The sequence below is a fragment of the Mycobacterium sp. genome (assembly GCF_004298145.1).
Lineage (GTDB): Bacteria > Actinomycetota > Actinomycetes > Mycobacteriales > Mycobacteriaceae > Mycobacterium.
On record NZ_SCRH01000033.1, the window covers coordinates 11,466 to 29,187 of the forward strand.

13 protein-coding genes are annotated in these 17,722 nt (G+C 67.5%); 11 read left to right on the forward strand and 2 right to left on the reverse strand.

All coding sequences use genetic code 11. From position 1 onward, the window contains the following. The first annotated feature begins 67 nt into the window (after positions 1 to 67). Positions 68 to 3,394 (forward strand): arabinosyltransferase domain-containing protein, encoded by a 3,327-nt coding sequence (locus EPN51_RS12560; RefSeq protein WP_293042765.1) that lies wholly within the window; start codon positions 68 to 70, stop codon positions 3,392 to 3,394. Beyond that, positions 3,391 to 6,600, forward strand: a complete 3,210-nt coding sequence (locus EPN51_RS12565) for an arabinosyltransferase domain-containing protein (RefSeq protein ID WP_293042767.1) — start codon at positions 3,391 to 3,393, stop codon at positions 6,598 to 6,600. The genes EPN51_RS12560 and EPN51_RS12565 overlap by 4 nt, the downstream gene beginning before the upstream one ends. Before the next feature lie 91 nt (positions 6,601 to 6,691). Here the strand turns inward: EPN51_RS12565 and EPN51_RS12570 are convergent, their stop codons facing one another. Then, positions 6,692 to 7,813, reverse strand: coding sequence for an NAD(P)/FAD-dependent oxidoreductase (locus tag EPN51_RS12570; RefSeq protein WP_293042769.1), 1,122 nt, complete (start codon positions 7,811 to 7,813; stop codon positions 6,692 to 6,694). Between the two features lie 190 nt (positions 7,814 to 8,003). Between EPN51_RS12570 and EPN51_RS12575 the strand changes: the two genes are divergently transcribed. The 9 genes from EPN51_RS12575 (at position 8,004) to EPN51_RS12615 (ending at position 16,142) form a co-directional block, all read left to right on the forward strand. Beyond that, positions 8,004 to 10,625 (forward strand): LuxR C-terminal-related transcriptional regulator, encoded by a 2,622-nt coding sequence (locus tag EPN51_RS12575; protein ID WP_366509428.1) that lies wholly within the window; start codon positions 8,004 to 8,006, stop codon positions 10,623 to 10,625. Between the two features lie 97 nt (positions 10,626 to 10,722). Next, on the forward strand, positions 10,723 to 10,929 hold the full coding sequence (locus EPN51_RS12580; protein WP_293042773.1) for a hypothetical protein: 207 nt from the start codon (positions 10,723 to 10,725) through the stop codon (positions 10,927 to 10,929). A 182-nt stretch (positions 10,930 to 11,111) separates the two neighbouring features. Then, positions 11,112 to 11,417 carry a hypothetical protein gene (locus EPN51_RS12585; protein WP_293042775.1) on the forward strand — a complete coding sequence of 102 codons (306 nt, stop codon included), beginning with the start codon at positions 11,112 to 11,114 and terminating at the stop codon, positions 11,415 to 11,417. Further along, positions 11,414 to 12,682 (forward strand): cytochrome P450, encoded by a 1,269-nt coding sequence (locus tag EPN51_RS12590; RefSeq protein WP_293042776.1) that lies wholly within the window; start codon positions 11,414 to 11,416, stop codon positions 12,680 to 12,682. The genes EPN51_RS12585 and EPN51_RS12590 overlap by 4 nt, the downstream gene beginning before the upstream one ends. Before the next feature lie 123 nt (positions 12,683 to 12,805). Then, positions 12,806 to 13,321 carry a hypothetical protein gene (locus tag EPN51_RS12595; protein WP_293042778.1) on the forward strand — a complete coding sequence of 172 codons (516 nt, stop codon included), beginning with the start codon at positions 12,806 to 12,808 and terminating at the stop codon, positions 13,319 to 13,321. 82 nt (positions 13,322 to 13,403) lie between these two features. Continuing rightward, positions 13,404 to 13,847 carry an FHA domain-containing protein gene (locus EPN51_RS12600; RefSeq protein ID WP_293042780.1) on the forward strand — a complete coding sequence of 148 codons (444 nt, stop codon included), beginning with the start codon at positions 13,404 to 13,406 and terminating at the stop codon, positions 13,845 to 13,847. Between the two features lie 7 nt (positions 13,848 to 13,854). Then, positions 13,855 to 14,157 (forward strand): cyclic nucleotide-binding domain-containing protein, encoded by a 303-nt coding sequence (locus EPN51_RS12605; protein WP_293042782.1) that lies wholly within the window; start codon positions 13,855 to 13,857, stop codon positions 14,155 to 14,157. Then, on the forward strand, positions 14,102 to 14,353 hold the full coding sequence (locus EPN51_RS28995) for a helix-turn-helix domain-containing protein (protein WP_366509429.1): 252 nt from the start codon (positions 14,102 to 14,104) through the stop codon (positions 14,351 to 14,353). The genes EPN51_RS12605 and EPN51_RS28995 overlap by 56 nt, the downstream gene beginning before the upstream one ends. 10 nt (positions 14,354 to 14,363) lie before the next feature. Continuing rightward, positions 14,364 to 16,142: an acyl-CoA dehydrogenase family protein gene (locus EPN51_RS12615; protein WP_293042786.1), complete on the forward strand. Its 1,779-nt coding sequence runs from the start codon at positions 14,364 to 14,366 to the stop codon at positions 16,140 to 16,142. Here the strand turns inward: EPN51_RS12615 and EPN51_RS12620 are convergent. Then, positions 16,139 to 17,713 (reverse strand): acyl-CoA carboxylase subunit beta, encoded by a 1,575-nt coding sequence (locus tag EPN51_RS12620; protein ID WP_293043236.1) that lies wholly within the window; start codon positions 17,711 to 17,713, stop codon positions 16,139 to 16,141. The two genes, EPN51_RS12615 and EPN51_RS12620, sit on opposite strands and share 4 nt — an antisense overlap. Positions 17,714 to 17,722 lie beyond the last annotated feature (9 nt).

Genomic DNA, 17,722 nt, shown 5'->3' on the forward strand with positions numbered 1-17,722 from the left:
TCCCCGGGACCGCAGCGCGGCCCCGCGTCCTCATCGGACAAAGCCGCGTCGCTTACGATCGAGCCTCGTGCCCCACGACCGTAATGAGCGATCGCAGCGGATCCCCCGGTCGGTGGCCGCCATCGCGGGAATCGTGGGTCTGCTGCTGTGCCTGCTCGTCCCGTTGCTTCCGGCGAAGCAGACCACGGCGACGGTCCTGTGGCCACAGGGCACTGTGGACGGGCACGTCAGCCAGATCACCGCGCCCCTGGTGTCGGGGGCGCCCCGGGCGCTGGACATCTCCATTCCCTGCCCGGACATCGCCACCCTGCCCGCCAACGGCGGTCTGGTGGTCTCGACATTGCCGCCCGGCGGGATGGACGCCGGGAAAAACGGGCTGTTCGTGCGTGCCAACAAAGACGTGGTCGTCGTGGCGTTCCGCGACACGGTCGCGGCGGTGGCGCAGCGCTCGGCCGTCGCCGCCGGATCCTGCAGCGTGCTGCACGCCTGGGCCGACACCGGGGCGGCCGGCGCCGAGTTCGTCGGCATGCCCGGCGCCTCCGGCGTCCTGCCGGCCGAGAAGAAGCCTCAGGTCGGCGGGATCTTCACCGATTTGAAGGTGCCCGCGGGCCCGGGGCTGTCGGCCCGCGTCGACATCGACACCCGATTCATCACCGCGCCCACCGCCGTCAAGGAAATCGTGATGGTCCTGGGTGTCCTGGCCGTGCTGACGGCCATCGTTGCGCTCGCGGTGCTGGACCGCCGCAGCCGGGGCGGTAGCACGCGGCTCAACTGGCGCTCCCCGATCGCCTGGCTCTCCAGATACCGCCCCGGCACGCACCTGGCCAACTGGCGGCGCGTCAGCATCGCGACGTGGATCGCCGACGCCGGGGTGATCGCCACCCTGTCGCTGTGGCACATCATTGGCGCCACCTCCTCGGATGACGGCTACAACCTGACCATCGCCCGCGTCGCCCCCGACGCCGGCTACGTCGCCAACTACTACCGCTATTTCGGCACCACCGACGCCCCCTTCGACTGGTATCTGGCGGTGCTGTCCAAGCTGGCCTCGGTGAGCACGGCCGGCGTCTGGATGCGGCTGCCCGCCGCGCTGGCCGGAATCGGGTGCTGGCTGATCATCAGCCATTGGGTGCTGCGCCGGCTGGGACCGGGCAGGGGCGGCCTGGCAGCCAACCGGGTCGCGGTCTTCACCGCGGGCGCGGTGTTCGTCGCGGCATGGCTGCCGTTCAACAACGGGCTGCGGCCCGAACCGCTGATCGCCCTCGGGGTCCTGGTCACCTGGCTGCTGGTGGAACGCGCGATTGCCTTGGGACGGTTGGCCCCGGCGGCGCTGGCCATCATCGCGGCGCTGCTGACCGCGACCCTGGCTCCGCAGGGCCTGATCGCGGTCGCCGCGCTGCTGACCGGGGCGCGGGCCGTCGCCCAGACGATCCGGCGCCGCCGGGTGAGCGACGGACTGCTGGCCCCGCTGGCGGTGCTGGCGGCGTCGCTGTCGCTGATCCTGGTGGTGGTGTTCCGCAGCCAGACACTGGCCACGGTGCTCGAGTCCGCCCGCATCAAATACAAGGTGGGGCCGACGGTCGCCTGGTATCAGGACTGGCTGCGCTACTACTTCCTGACGGTGGAATCCAACGCCGACGGGTCCATGACGCGGCGGTTCGCGGTACTGGTGCTGCTGCTGTGCTTGTTCGGGATGCTGGTCATCCTGCTGCGCCGCGGGCGCGTGCCCGGGGTGGCCAGCGGCCCGGCCTGGCGGTTGATCGGCACCACCGCCATCGGCCTGTTGCTCCTGACGTTCACGCCGACGAAGTGGGCGATCCAGTTCGGCGCCTTCGCGGGACTGGCCGGGGCGCTGGGTGCGGTGACCGCGTTCGCATGCTCCCGGATCGGCCTGCACAACCGCCGCAATCTGACGCTGTACGTGACGGCCCTGCTGTTCGTGCTGGCGTGGGCCACCTCCGGCATCAACGGCTGGTTCTACGTCGGCAACTACGGGGTGCCCTGGTACGACATCCAACCGGTCGTCGCCAGCCACCCGGTGACCTCGATGTTCTTGACGTTGTCGATCGTCACCGGACTGCTGGCCGCGTGGCAGCACTTCCGGATGGACTACGCCGGCCACACCGAGGTCAAGGACAACCGGCGCAACCGCGTCCTGGCGTCGACCCCACTGCTGGTGGTCGCGACCATCATGGTCGTCGGCGAGGTCGCCTCGCTGACCAAGGGCGCGGTGTTCCGCTACCCGCTCTACACCACCGGCAAGGCCAATCTCGCCGCGATCAGTTCGGGGTTGTCTCCCAGCAGCTGCGCGATGGCCGACGACGTGCTGGCCGAACCCGACCCCAATGCCGGCCTGTTGCCACCGGCGCCGAACCAGACGTTCGGCCCCGACGGCCCGCTCGGCGGCGTCAATCCGGTTGGCTTCAAACCCGGAGGCGTGGGCGAGGAGCTGCAATCCGACCCGGTGGTGACCAAGCCCGGCCTGGTCAATTCCGACGCCTCCCCGAACAAACCCAACGTCGCCTACAGCGACTCGGCGGGCACCGCCGGCGGCAAGGGCCCGGTCGGTGTCAACGGCTCGCACGCGGCGCTGCCGTTCGGCTTGGACCCGGCCCGCACCCCGGTGATGGGCAGCTACGGCGAAAACGCGTTGGCCGCCACGGCCACCTCGGCCTGGTATCAGCTGCCGCCCCGCACCCCGGACCGGCCTCTGGTGGTCGTCTCCGCCGCCGGTGCGATCTGGTCCTACAAAGAGGACGGCACCTTCACCTACGGCCAATCGCTGAAACTGCAATGGGGCGTCACCCGCCCGGACGGCACCACCCAGCCGCTGGCGGAGGTGCAGCCGATCGATATCGGCCCGCAGCCGGCATGGCGCAATCTGCGCTTCCCGCTGACCTGGGCGCCGCCGGAGGCGAACGTGGCGCGCATCGTCGCCTACGACCCGAACCTGAGTTCCGACCAGTGGTTCGCGTTCACGCCGCCGCGGGTCCCGGTGACCGAAACCCTGCAGCAGCTCATCGGGTCGCAGACGCCCGCGCTGATGGACATCGCGACCGCCGCCAACTTCCCGTGCCAGCGGCCGTTCTCCGAACACCTCGGCGTTGCCGAACTTCCGGGGTACCGCATCCTTCCCGACCGCAAGCAGACGGCGGCGTCGTCGAACCTGTGGCAGTCCAGCGAGGCCGGCGGGCCACTCCTGTTCCTGCAGGCGCTGCTGCGCACCTCGACGATCTCGACGTATCTGCGCGGCGACTGGTATCGCGACTGGGGATCCGTGGAGCAGTACTTCCGGTTGGTGCCGGCTGATCAAGCGCCGGACGCCGCGATCGAACAGGGTGTGATGACAGTGCACGGCTGGAGCCGGCAGGGACCGATTCGGGCGCTGCCATGAGCGCGCCGGCCGCGCGCAACGACGTGCGAGTGACGCGCTGGGTGGCGACGGTCGCCGGTCTGATCGGTTTCGTGCTGTCGATCGCCACCCCACTGCTGCCCGTCGTGCAGACCACCGCGACGCTGAGTTGGCCGCAGGGCGGTCAGCTGAACAGCGTTACGGCACCGCTGATTTCGCTGACCCCGGTCGACATGATCGCCTCCGTGCCCTGCTCGCTGGTGCGTGATCTGCCGCCCGACGGCGGGGTGATCCTGTCCACCGGGCCCAAGAAGGGCAAGGACGCCGCGCTCAACGCGTTGTTCGTCGTCGTCAACGGCAAGCGCGTCGACGTCACCGACCGCAACGTGGTGATCGCCAGCGCCTCGCGCGAGCAGGTGGACGGGGGCGCGGGTGCCCCCGGATGTTCCAGCATCGCGATAACCTCCACGCGCGCCGGCACCTTCGCCACCTTTGTCGGGCTGAATGATTCGGCGGGCAAACCGATCGGCGGCGGATTCCCCGACCCGAACCTGCGGCCACAGATCGTCGGTGTGTTCACCGACCTGACCGGACCCGCCCCGGCGGGTTTGACGCTGTCGGCGACCATCGACACCCGGTTCTCCACCACCCCAACCACTTTGAAACTGGTCGCGATGGTGGCGGCGATCCTGGCCACCATCGTTGCGCTGTTCGCCTTGTGGCGACTCGACCAGCTGGACGGACGGCGGATGCGCCGGCTCATTCCGGCGAATTGGCGCACGTTCACCCTCGCCGATGTCGCGGTGATCGGCGGTTTCGTGCTCTGGCATGTGATCGGGGCGAACTCGTCCGACGACGGCTACATCCTGGGCATGGCCCGGGTCGCCGATCGCGCCGGCTATATGTCGAACTACTTCCGCTGGTTCGGCAGCCCCGAGGACCCCTTCGGCTGGTACTACAACCTGCTGGCGCTGATGACCCACGTCAGCGACGCCAGCCTGTGGATGCGGCTGCCGGACCTGTTCGCCGGAATTGTGTGCTGGCTGTTGCTCTCCCGTGAGGTGCTGCCCCGGTTGGGGCCCGCGGTGGCCGCCAGCAAGCCGGCGAACTGGGCCGCGGGCATGGTGTTGCTGACGGCGTGGATGCCGTTCGACAACGGTCTGCGGCCCGAGCCGATCATCGCGCTCGGTTCGCTGGTCACCTACGTGCTGATCGAACGCTCCATGCGTTACAGCCGGCTGACGCCCGCGGCGCTGGCGGTCATCACCGCCGCGTTCACGCTCGGCGTCCAGCCCACCGGGTTGATCGCGGTGGCCGCGCTGGTCGCCGGTGGTCGTCCCATCCTGCGCATCCTGGTTCGCCGCCATCGGCTGGTGGGCACGTGGCCGCTGGTGGCACCCATGCTGGCCGCCGGGACCGTCATCCTGACCGTGGTGTTCGCCGACCAGACACTGTCAACGGTGTTGGAAGCCACCAGGATTCGGACCGCGATCGGGCCCAGTCAGGCCTGGTACACCGAGAACCTGCGCTACTACTACCTGATCCTGCCCACCGTCGACGGTTCACTGTCGCGCCGCTTCGGCTTCTTCATCACCGCGCTGTGTCTGTTCACGGCCATGTTCATCATGTTGCGGCGCAAGCGGGTTCCCGGGGTGGCCCGCGGGCCGGCGTGGCGGCTGATGGGCGTCATCTTCGGCACCATGTTCTTCCTGATGTTCACGCCCACCAAATGGGTGCACCACTTCGGCCTGTTCGCCGCGGTGGGGGCGGCGATGGCCGCGCTGACCACCGTGCTGGTGTCACCGGCGATACTGCGCTGGTCGCGCAACCGGATGGCGTTTTTGGCGGCGGTGTTGTTCCTGATGGCGCTGTGCTTCGCCACCACCAACGGCTGGTGGTACGTCTCCAGCTACGGCGTCCCGTTCAACAGCACGATGCCGAAAATCGGTGGAATCTCAGTCAGCACAATATTTTTCGGGTTGTTTGTGCTCGCCGTCCTGTACGCGATCTGGTTACACTTCGTGTCCCGCGACCACGGGGAGGGCCGGGTGGCCCTGGCGCTGACGGCGGCACCGGTGCCCATCGCGGCGGGATTCATGGCGCTGGTGTTCATCGCGTCGATGGTGGCCGGCATCGTGCGCCAGTACCCCACCTACTCCAACGCCTGGGACAACCTGCGCGAGTTCAGCGGGGGCTGCGGGCTGGCCGACGATGTGCTCGTCGAACCGGACAGCAACGTCGGCTACATGGCGCCGCTGCCCGGCGACTACGGACCGTTGGGGCCGCTGGGCGGCGAGCGCCCGGTGGGATTCACCCCGAGCGGCGTGCCCGAACACACCGTCGCCGAGGCCATTCGGATCACCCCGAACCAGCCCGGAACCGACTACGACTGGGACGCCCCCACCAAGCTGAGCGCACCGGGCATCAACGGCTCGACGGTGCCGCTGCCCTACGGCCTGGATCCCGATCGGGTTCCGCTCGCCGGCAGCTACACCACCGCGGCGCAACAGCAGAGCAGGCTGGCCTCGGCGTGGTACCAGCTGCCCAAACCCGATGCCGGCCATCCCCTGGTCGTGGTGACCGCCGCCGGCAAGATCGCCGGCAACAGCGTGCTGCATCACCACACCGACGGGCAGACCGTGGTGCTCGAGTACGGCCGGCCCGGGCCCGCCGGCGACATCGTGCCGGCCGGACGGCTGGTGCCCTACGACCTGAACGGCGAGCAGCCGAAGGCCTGGCGCAACCTGCGTTTCGCGCGCTCCGACATGCCCGCGGACGCGGTCGCCGTGCGGGTGGTGGCCGAGGACCTGTCCCTGACGCCGGAGGACTGGATCGCGGTGACCCCGCCGCGGGTGCCCCAGATGCGCTCGCTGCAGGAGTTCGTCGGCTCGACGCAGCCGGTGCTGATGGACTGGGCGGTCGGGTTGGCCTTCCCCTGCCAGCAGCCGATGCTGCACGTCAACGGGGTTTCCGAGATCCCCAGATTTCGCATCACCCCGGACTACACGGCCAAGAAGATGGACACCGACACCTGGGAAGACGGCACCAACGGGGGCCTGCTGGGTATCACCGATCTGCTGCTGCGTGCCCACGTGATGTCGACCTACCTGTCCCGCGACTGGGGCCGCGACTGGGGGTCGCTGCGCAAATTCGACACCATCGCCGACGCGCATCCCGCGCAACTCGAGCTGGGCTCCGCGACCCGCACGGGTTGGTGGTCCCCGGGCCAGATCCGCATCAAGGCATAGTCGCGACGAAAGCCATTGCATTTCATTGCCGTTGGTGGTGCGGTGGTGGCATTGGCAGATACATCCCGCGACCCGGACTACCACTGCGGTACTAGCGAAGGCCGTTCGCGATCTCGTTGGCAATGCGGCGAGCGCGCTTGCAGCTGTAGCCGAGTTGTGATGGGCGAGGCAGGAATCCCAGGAATCGCAGGCCCTCGGCGACGGATTCCCCGCGCGGGCACCGCGGGACCCCACGCTCGTCGAGGACCTCGAGGTGGCCGACCAGCGATTCCAGCCCACGCCGATAACCGGTGGCGCAAACCACGACATCGGGATGCAACCGCCTGCCGCCGAGCAGCGATACGGCGCCCGCATCAAACGACTGCGGCGGCTTCACGACCTCGATGTCACCGTCCTTGACGGCGTCAATCACCGCGATGTCGACCAGTGCCGGCGCGACACCTAGCCGCGCCGCTCGCGAGAACGGTCCGTCGTGGGGAATCGGCAGACCGAACTCTGTCAGGTCTCCGATCGCCCGCAGCCGAGCGAGCCGGGCGAGCCCGTCCGCAACCCGCTGCGGCAAGTGGTACAGCGGCGTCGCGATCACATCACCGGGAAGACCGCCGGGACCGCTGCACAGCATGATATTGGGCGGCGTGCGCACTGCCATCCATACACTGGCCGCACCGCCCGTGGCCACGTCGTACGCGATCTCCATGCCGGAGGATCCGGACCCCACAACCAGCACTCGTTTGCCGGCGCAGCGAGTGGGGTTCCGGTATGCGGACGAGTGCAAGAGTTCACCGGTAAACCCCTGCATGCCGGGCCATTCCGGCATATGCGGCGTGTGGTCGTATCCGGTGGCGACGATCACTTGGCGGGCCCTGACGTCACCGGCCGACGTATGCAGACACCAGCCGCCGGGCCCACGGTCGATACGTTCGACCACGGTCTTGAACTGGATGTCCAGTCCGTAGGCAGACCGTTCGATGTGCTCCACTACCTGATCGCGCGACGGGAATGTCGTTGTGCCCCTGGGATATCGACATTTTGGTAGGTGGGAGAACTGCTTTCCGGTGTTGAGCCGCAAGTGGTCATAGCGGTTACGCCACGCCGATGCCACTTTCTCGGTGCTCTCAAGGACGACCGCCTTCACTCCGCGGTTGCGCAGGCTCGACGCGGCGGCAACACCGGCTGCACCCGCACCGACAACCACCACCGGGCATTCCGACACGGCAGTCCTCCTGCCTTGACGCGCCCCTGGATGAGGCCTCGAACCAAACCTCGCTGTGCGCGCACCGTGATCCCGACTGTAGTTCTGCGCAATGGTCCACCAATCCAGGTTCCGCGAAATCGCGAGCTTTGCTACCTTCGATCACTTGTTCATCTAGCAAAGCCGCAGTGGACGCTCGTACGCTTTATCGGTGCACTTGAAGTGGCCTCTGACCGGCCGCGCGGAGGAACTACGCATCATCGAAGCCGCCATATCGGATCCCGACTCCTCCGGGATCGTTATTTGCGGCCCGGCCGGTGTAGGAAAGAGCCGAATCGCCCGTGAAGCCCTGGCTTCAGCGGCTTCGAAAGGCTGCGAAGTTCGCTGGGCGGTCGCGACGTCGTCGGCGCGGGATCTTCCGCTCGGCGCGTTCGCCCCGTGGACTCCGCTAAGCACCGATAACATGCAACTCGTCCGCGGCGTGATCGAATCGCTGACGTCCGCACCAGAGGGCGCCACCGCGGTTATCGGCGTAGACGATGTTCACCTGCTCGACGACCTGTCCGCATTTGTTCTGCACCAGATCGTTCAGCGGCGCGCCGCGAAAGTAGTGATGACGGTCCGCGACGGCGAGGCGATTCCCGCTGGGGTACAAGAACTTTGGACGGGAGGTCAGTTCGAGCGGCTCGACCTGCAGCCGCTGTCCGCCGACGAAACCGCCATGCTTTTGTCCGCGGCTGTCGGTGGACCCATGGACCGAGCCGCCGCGAGTCGCCTGTGGAAGCTGACACGCGGCAACGCGCTGTACCTGCACCACATCGTCGAGCAGGAAGTCTCCGACGGCCGGTTGGTGGAGCAGCAGGGTTATTGGCGCTGGAGCGGCGAGCCCGTCGTTGCACCGGCGTTGATCGAGTTGATCGAGTCGAGGATTGGTGCGCTTCCACCACCTATCGGCGCCGTGATCGATGTGCTCGCGGTCGGTGAGCCGATTGAACTGCGCTCGCTCGCCAGGATCACCGATTCTGCGGCGGTCGAGGAGGCCGACGTGCGTGGCCTGATCACCCTTCAGCAGGTTGACGGCGCCATGGAAGTACGGATCGCCCATCCGCTCTACGGCGAGGTGCGCAAGGAGCGTGCGCCACCTACCCGGCTGCGACGATTGAGGGGACTCGTCGCCAGGGAACTCGCAGTCGGCGATCGTCGCAACGACGCACGAATCGTGGTGCGCCGCGCGACATTGATGCTGGATTCTGACCTTGACCCCGATCCGGAGCTGTTCCTGGCTGCCGCGCGAACTGCGATTCGGGTCGATACGCCGCTGGCCGAGCGGCTGGCTCGGGCCGCCGTGCTGGCCGGCGGCGGCATGGAGTCACAGCTGATGCATGGTTATTGCCTGGTTTGGAGCGCACAAGCCGCCGAAGCCGAGCGCGTGCTGGCGACGCTAGCGGAGCGCGCGACAACTGACCTTCAGCGCGTCCAAATCGCCGAGCAACGGACACACAATCTGTTCTGGACCCTTCGTCGGCCGGCCGACGCCGAAACAATGCTGGACGACACTCTTAGCCAACTGACCGAGCCGGGCGCTCGGCGCCTGCTGGCCGCACCGCGAGCTGCGATTTACGCCGATCTCGGGCGGCCACGGCAAGCGGTAGCGGCCGGCACCGAAGCACTCGCCGAGGCGTCGTTGCCCGACGATCTGGTGGTGCTGGCCAGCTGGGGGCTGGTCGGCGGTCTCGGGATGCTGGGCCGCGCGGATGAGATTGATGCCGTGAGTACCCGGGGCTACGCCGCCGCTGCGCGCACGCCGAATGCCGCGGTGATGCGCATGGGTCTGGCGTATCGCCACATGATCGGCCTGAAGCTCGCGGGCCATCTACACGAGGCCGGACGTATCGCTGTCGAGGCGCGCCGCGAGAGCGAGGACAATTGGTTCCCGCACAGTAGCCATGTCCTACTCGGGCAAGTGGCGCTGGCACAAGGCGAGGTGGGCTACGCCCTTCGGTGGTTGGGCGAAGCCCGCGCCGGCCTGGACCCCCTCGGTGATTATGGAGGTTGGCTGTTCCGCTGCCGGTTGGGTTTGACGCAAGCGCTTGCGATGGCCGGGCAGGTGAGCCGGGCCAAACGAGCCCAGGCGGAGCTGGACGGAAATCGCCACGCAGCATTCGCTTTCCTCGAGCCCGAACTGGTGCTGGCACGGGCGTGGGTTGCCGCGGCCGAGGGGGCGCTGAGCCAGGCACTCGTCCTCGCGCGCCAGGCCGCCGATCTCGCCGTCGACGCCGAACAGCTCGCATACGAGGTCCTGGCCTTGCAGACAGCGGTCGGTTTCGGCGATCGCGGCGCAGCCGACCGGTTGGCCACACTCGCAACCAAGATGCATGGGCCGCGCGCTGGGCTTGCGGCCCGGTTCGCGGCTGCTTTGGAGGCCGGCGACGGGGCTGAATTAGCCACGGCGTCTGAGGAATTCGAGCGGATGGGGGATTTGGTCGCCGCCGTGGATGCGGCCGCGCACGCGGCCATCGCCTATCGCCGACAGAATTTGCTTGGATCGGCATTGGGGTGCTCGACGCGAGCCGAGGCGCTGGCCGAGCACTGCGGTGCTACTACGCCGGCGCTTCGTCAGGCCAGCGAGCGGCTACCGCTGACCGACCGCGAACGCGAGATCGTGATGCTGCTGGGTGAGGGGTTGTCCAGCCCTGCCATCGCCGAGCGCCTCACGCTGTCCGCCCGCACGGTCGAGGGCCACATCTACCGGGCCATGGCCAAGACCGGCACCAACAGCCGCGACGAACTGGCGGCGCTGCTACCCCGACACCAACCGCGTTCCCGTCACTAACCTGCACCTAGCTTTGGTGCGGAGCGTCGACGGCATCGACGATTTCGAGTAACCGTGTACTCGCTTCACGCGGCCAACGCGGACGCAGGCTGCCCAGATGGACGATGAAACCAGCGAGCGCGAGTTGGCGCTGCGCAAGCTGCCCTTGATTTATTCGCTTGCGCTGAGACTGCGCGACGCCGGTGTAGCGCCCGAGGTGATCGGCGAGTACGTCGGCATTGAGGAGACCGCCCTGTGCGGCGTTTTTCGCATCGCTGAGGCAAAACTACTTGCCGCTCGATCTTTGGCGAGAACCCGCGGCTAGGGACCGGTCGGGGGACACCACACCGTTATGTCCCCTGCCTCGGCGAGTAATTCGAGTAACCGGTTACTCAGGTCGTCCACTCGAGAGCGGGCAACGCTTCCTATCAGGGAACGTGACCAGGCGCATCGCCATCCGTTCCAACAGCACCGAGTTGGGAGCTCCAAGCCGTAAGGAGGCTCGAAATGATCGCAACCCCATTCCCCGCCGATCACTTGGATGTCGCACCAGGTGTCGAGGCCACCCTCGAGGCGGCATCCCCGCCACCCACGCTCATCACCGAGCAACAGGTCGCATTCGCAACCGCAGCCGCGGCACCGGTGCCGTCCCCGACCGTGCGCTGGTGGGCCAAGACGATTCACGCTGTCCGCGCGGCCTCCTCGATGCGCCGGACGCCGAGGGCCAAGGCCCACCGGCCGCGACCGTACTATCCGCGGCACTACGGATACCTGGAAAACGCGCGCATGGCACGCGAGATGGACCGGCTATGAATCCTCGTCAAACGGCGAATTTTGACCGATCAAGCTGCCCCAGCGTCTTCGATGCCGGGCTACCCATGATCGATTACGAGCACACCCGGAACCCAGCAGAGGCCCACGCCATCCTCCGCGAAGCGCGGCAGCAGGCGCCGATCGCGCTCGGACCGCATGGGCCAGAATTGTTGACCTATGAACTCGTGCGCAGCGTGTTGCGCGACCCACGATTTCGCGTACCCCAAGGGATGTTCCTTGCCGCCCAAGGCATTTCCTCCGGCCCGCTGTGGGACCGAGTGGCCACCAACCTGATCAGCCTCGACGGCGCCGAACACCATCGGCTACGCAAACTGGTGTCGAAGGCATTCACACCCCGAGCCACCGCGCGACTGCGCGCAACGATCATCGACGTCATCACCGAGCTCGTTGACCGCCGCTCCGGCCATGGGCGCTGCGACGTGGTCACCGACATCGCGCGCGAATACCCGATACCGATTATCTGCGCGCTCCTGGGCGCACCAGCGGAGGACTGGGAGCTCTTCTCGGACTGGACCGAGGACATCTTCAAGGTCTTCAGCTGGGACGCCGCCAATGAGGCACGCACCATCCTGGCGGCCTGGGACCAGCTCGACGCCTACATCAACGACATGGTCGCCCGCCGGCGCCACGCGCTGACCGACGATCTGATCTCCGAGCTGATCCGCGCCGAAGACGACGGCGATCGTCTCAATATCGAAGAGCTGCGCATGCTCGCAGCGGGCCTGCTGATGGGCGGGACCGACACCACCCGCAACCAGCTCGCCGCCTCGGTGCATGTGCTGTGCGATCACCCCCACCAATGGGCACTGCTGGCGGGCCAGCCCGAGCTGGCCATCAGGGCCGTCGAGGAGACCATGCGGCATTCCCCCGTCTCCTTCGGCACATTTCGGACGGCAATCGAGGATGTCGAACTCGCCGGAGTCATGATCCCGGCGGGCGCACTGGTCATCGCCAACACCGCGGCCACCAACCGCGATCCCGCCGTCTGCGACGACCCCGACCGCCTCGACATCACCCGCAGCGGCGCCCCGGCGATACAAACCTTCGGCGGCGGCATGCACTACTGCCTCGGCGCGAATCTCGCCAAGCTGGAACTCGCCGAAGCACTGGTGGTCATGACACAGCGCATGCCCAACGCCCGTCGCATCGGCCCGGCTCCCTGGAAACCACTGACCGGGCTGAGCGGACCGACCACCCTACCCATCGAATTCGACCCGAGGCTCGGCAACCAACAACCGCGCTAGTGCGGGAATAAGAAATTAAATTTACGCTCGAGGCATTTACGGAGAAACGTTTAATTTTGCGCGTGCGCGTCAATTCATTTGCGGCTGTGATCCCGTTCACAGCCGGACAAAGGGGCGGGCCCGATGCGCACACTGACACGGTTGGGAACGTGCACGGCGGCGATCACCATGGTGATCTCGTCGGCGGCGACGTTCGACATCCCCCGCGCGGCCGCCGAGGGCGGCGGCACCACCGTCGTTTTGGACGCCAAACTTCGGCGTTGCGATTTCAGCCTGGTGAGCACCTCGCCGCAGGTGCCGCACCCGTCACTGGGGACGGGTTCCGCCGTCGTCCACACGGCCGGGTCGAAGGTGGTCGCGAACGTCCATTTGGTGGATGCGCCCGAGCCCGGCACCCACTTCGACGTGGGGCTGATCCAGGTGCCCCGCCCCGCCTCGGCCACCTGCGGGCCCGGCGACCCCGGGACCGCCTTCACCGGCCTGGACACCGATGGGGCAGGTAGCGGAGATGCGACCGTGCAAGACAGCATTCGGCCCGGGACGACGGGGGTCTGGGTGATTGCGCAACAACCAAACCCTCACTCGCAGAACCCGGCGGAGTTCTACACGTCCGAGTTCGTGGCGCCGGTGCGAACATAAGGGACTTCGGCCCCTACCCGCCGCCCGGGCCGAATGCTCCGATAGACGCGTCGAAAGACCTGGCGTCGGATGAGAGGCAAGGGTGTCGGCATCACAAGGGGATACAAGCCAGCAGCGAATCGCGGCGAATGACGCCACCGGCGATATCGGCTCCGCGCTTCGTGTCGACGTCCCCGAGGAAATCGACACGTCGTCGGCAGCGGCCGAAGCGGCGGCGCTGGCGCACGGCTCGGCCATGCTCGTGGTGAAACGGGGCCCCAATGTCGGATCGAAGTTCGTCTTGAACCAGCCCGTGATGACCGCCGGACGGCACCCCCTCAGCGATATCTTCCTCGACGACATCACGGTCAGCCGCCGGCACGCCGAATTCCACAACGAGAACGGCGAATTCCTCGTCGTTGACCTCGGCAGCCTGAACGGCACCTACCGCAATCGTGAAGCCGTCGAATCTGCGGTGCTGGCCAACGGCGACCTCCTCCAGATCGGCAATTTCCGGCTGGTTTTCCTCACCGCGCAGACACCCTGACCCGACGATGAACACCTCCGAATTCCGCTCCGGCCAAACGATTTTCACCCAGGGCGACCCGGGCGATCGGCTCTACCTGATCGTCGAAGGCACGGTGAAGGTCAGCCTTCGTGGCCCGGCGGGGCGCACCAGCGTGCGGGCGATCATCGGACCCACGGCACTCTCCGACGTGCGAGCGCTGTGGTTGGACCGCGCCACCGTGCGCGCGTTGATGACGCGGCAGCCGGCGATCGCCGAACAGCTGCTCCGGGCGGATGACCCGGCGGTTGCAGGCCGCCGAACGTCAACTTGTCGAACTGGTTTCCAGTGACGTCACCGCCCGCGTTGCCCGGCAGCTGGTGGGCGCCGATCGGGTATCGGTGAACAAGGCGCTGCGCAGTTTCACGACGCGCGGCTGGATCTCGTTGAAAGGCAAGACCGTTCTGATCGTCAACCCCGAAGCGCTGGCCGTCCGCGCCGGGGACGTCGACCACGCGCTACCGCGTGACGATCGGCTCGGCGCGTAGCGTCTCAACCATGAGCGACTACGCCGCGGAGGCGGTAGACAAGCTGCCGTTCTCCACTGAAGAAAAATCGCAGCGCTACGCGACGGAGAACTACCGCGGCGCCGCCGGTCTCAACTGGTACAGCACCGATCCCACGCTGCAGTTCACGATGGCCTACTACCTGCAGCCCGAGGAGCTGCAACTGGCCGAGCGCCATCTGACGCACATCGGTGAACTGATGGGCGGTCCGGTGGCGCAGTGGGCCGAAGAGACGGACCGCAACCCACCGCGGCTCGAGCGCTACGACCGGTGGGGCCACGACGTCGGCCGGGTGGTCATGCCGACGTCGTTCACGGAGTCCAAGCGGGCCATTCTGAACGCCCAGCGGGCGCTGCGGACCGAGGCGCGCGAGGCGAAGATGAGCTCGTCGCTGACGCTGTTCGCGTCGAATTATCTGCTCAATCAAGCCGATATCGGGATGGGTTGCGCGTTGGGCACCGGCGGCGGCATGGTCCAGTCGCTGGTGGCGGCCTACGCGCCCGCCGATGTGGCCGAACACGTGCTGGCCAAATTCGCCTCCGGCGAGTGGGCCGGCGAGACGGCGCAGCTGCTCACCGAACGCACCGGCGGATCGGACCTGGGCGCGCTCGAGACGACCGCAACACGTCGCGGTGACTCGTGGCTGCTGAACGGGTTCAAGTGGTTTGCGTCCAACTGCGCCGGGGAGGCGTTCGTCGTACTCGCCAAACCCGAAGGCGCACCGGACTCTTCGCGGGGCGTCGCCAATTTCCTGGTGCTGCGCACCCGCCGCGACGGCTCACGCAACGGGGTGCGGGTGCGGCGTCTGAAGGACAAACTCGGCACCCGCTCGGTGGCCTCCGGCGAGGTCGAGTTCGTCGACGCCGAGGCGTTTCTGCTGTCCGGCGAACCGAGCCCCGAATCCGGCCCGTCCGACGGCAAGGGGCTGGGCCGCATGATGGAGCTCACCAACGCCGCACGGCTGGGTATCGCGTCGTTCGGGCTCGGCAATGCCCGTCGCGCCCTGGTCGAGTCGCTGTGCTACGCCGCGCAGCGGCGCGCCTTCGGCGAGGCGCTGATCGACAAGCCGTTGATGCGGCGCAAGCTGGCCGAGATGATCGTCGATGTCGAAGCCGCCCAGGCGCTGGTGTTCGACGGCACCGGCGCCACCAACCATCGTCAGCCGCGCAGCCTGCGGCAGCGCATCGCGGTGCCGGTCACCAAGCTGAAGGTGTGCCGGCTCGGGATCACCGCGGCGTCGGACGCGATCGAGATCCACGGCGGCAACGGCTATATCGAGACCTGGCCGGTGGCAAGGCTTTTGCGTGACGCGCAGGTGAATACCATCTGGGAGGGCCCCGACAATATCCTGTGCCTGGACGTGCGGCGCGGGATCGAGCAAACCCGTGCGCACGAGACGCTGTTGGCGCGGTTACGCGATGCGGTTTCCGTCGCCGACGACGACGAGGCCACCCGGCTGGTCGCGGGCCGGATCGAGGATCTCGACGCGGCGATCACCGCGTGGTCCAAGCTCGACAGGGCGATGGCCGAGGCGCGACTGTTCGGACTGGCCCAATTCATGGGTGACGTCTACGGCGGCGCGTTGCTCATCGAGCAGGCCGCCTGGGAGCGGGCCACCCGCGGCGGTGAGCGCAAGGCGCTGGTCGCACGGCTCTACGCGCAGCGGTATCTCGCCGATCGCGGGGCGCTGCGCGGTATCGACGCCGACTCCGACGAGGCGCTGGAGCGCTTCGACGACTTGGCGGGCGGGGCGTTCAGCGGCGGGGACTAGATCGGGATGAGCCCGTGCTTGCGTGCCGTGCGGAACCACAGTTGCTTGTCCCGCAGCAGCTTCATCGACTTGCGCAGCAGCAGCCTGGTCTGGTGCGGGTCGATGACCGCGTCGATGAAGCCACGCTCGGCGGCGGTCCACGGGATCGCCATGTTGAGGTTGTAGCCCTCGATGAAGTCCTTCTTGATCTGTTGCGCCTCGGGGGTGGTCGGATCGGGGAAGCGCTTCATCAGCAGCTGCGCGGCCCCCTCAGCGCCGATCACCGCGATGCGCGCCGTGGGCCAGGCGAAGTTGAAGTCGGCGGTCAGCTGCCGCGACCCCATCACGGCGTAGGCGCCGCCGTAGGACTTGCGGATGGTGATCGTCACCTTGGGCACATCGGCCTCGACCACCGAGTACAGGAACCGGCCGCCGCGCTTGATGATGCCGTTGCGCTCCTGCTCGGCGCCGGGCAAAAAACCCGGGGTGTCCACCACGAAAACGAGCGGAATGTTGAACGCATCGCAGAACCGGATAAATCGCGCCGCCTTGTCGGAGGCTTCGTTGTCGATCGACCCGGACAGATACATGGGCTGGTTGGCGACGACGCCGACCGGGCGTCCGTCCACCCGGGCGAACCCGGTGATGACGGCCGGCCCGTGCTGCGCGGCGACGTCGAGGAAGTCGCCGTCGTCGAAGATGCGCAGCAGGATCTCGTGCATGTCGTAGGCCATGTTGTCCGAGTCCGGGACGATCGAGTCGAGCTCCAGATCGGTCGGCGTGGTTTCCGGCTCGAGACCGGGGTTGACGATCGGCGGCTCGCTGACGGCGCTCGACGGCAGGAACGACAGGAAATCGCGCACGTACTGGAACGCCTCGGCCTCGGAGTCCACCACCTGGTGGAGGTTGCCGTTGCGGGCCTGCGCGTCCGAGCCGCCGAGCTCGTCGAGGGTGACCTCCTCGCCGGTGACCTCGCGGATCACGTCCGGCCCGGTGACGAAGAAGTAGCCCTGGTCGCGCACCGAGACGAGCAGATCGTCCTGGATCGGTACGTACACCGCCCCACCGGCGCATTTGCCGAAGATGAGGGAGATCCTCGGCACCAGCCCGGAGAGCGACTCCTGGCGGCGGCCCAGCTCGGCGTACCAGGCCAGCGAGGTGACCGCGTCCTGAATCCTGGCGCCACCCGAGTCCTGGATGCCGATGATCGGGCACCCGACCATCGCGCACCACTCCATCAGCCGCGCGACCTTGCGGCCGAACATCTCACCGACCGTGCCCTGGAACACCGTCTGGTCATGGGAGAACACCCCGACCGGCCGGCCGTCGATCATGGCGTGCCCGGTGACGCACCCGTCACCGTAGAGCGCGTTCGGGTCGTTCGGCGTCTTCGCAAGCGCGCCGGTCTCCAGGAAGGTTCCCGGATCGACCAGCGCGTGCACACGGGCGCGCGCGCTCGGGATGCCCTTCTTGTCCCGCTTGGCGACGGCCTTCTCACCGCCGGGCTCTTTGGCCAGGTCCAGGCGAGTGTAGAGCTCGGCCAGCTTCTCGGCCGTGGTGTGCTGGATGGGAGCCGACCCCGAAGCTGGCACGGTCTCCGT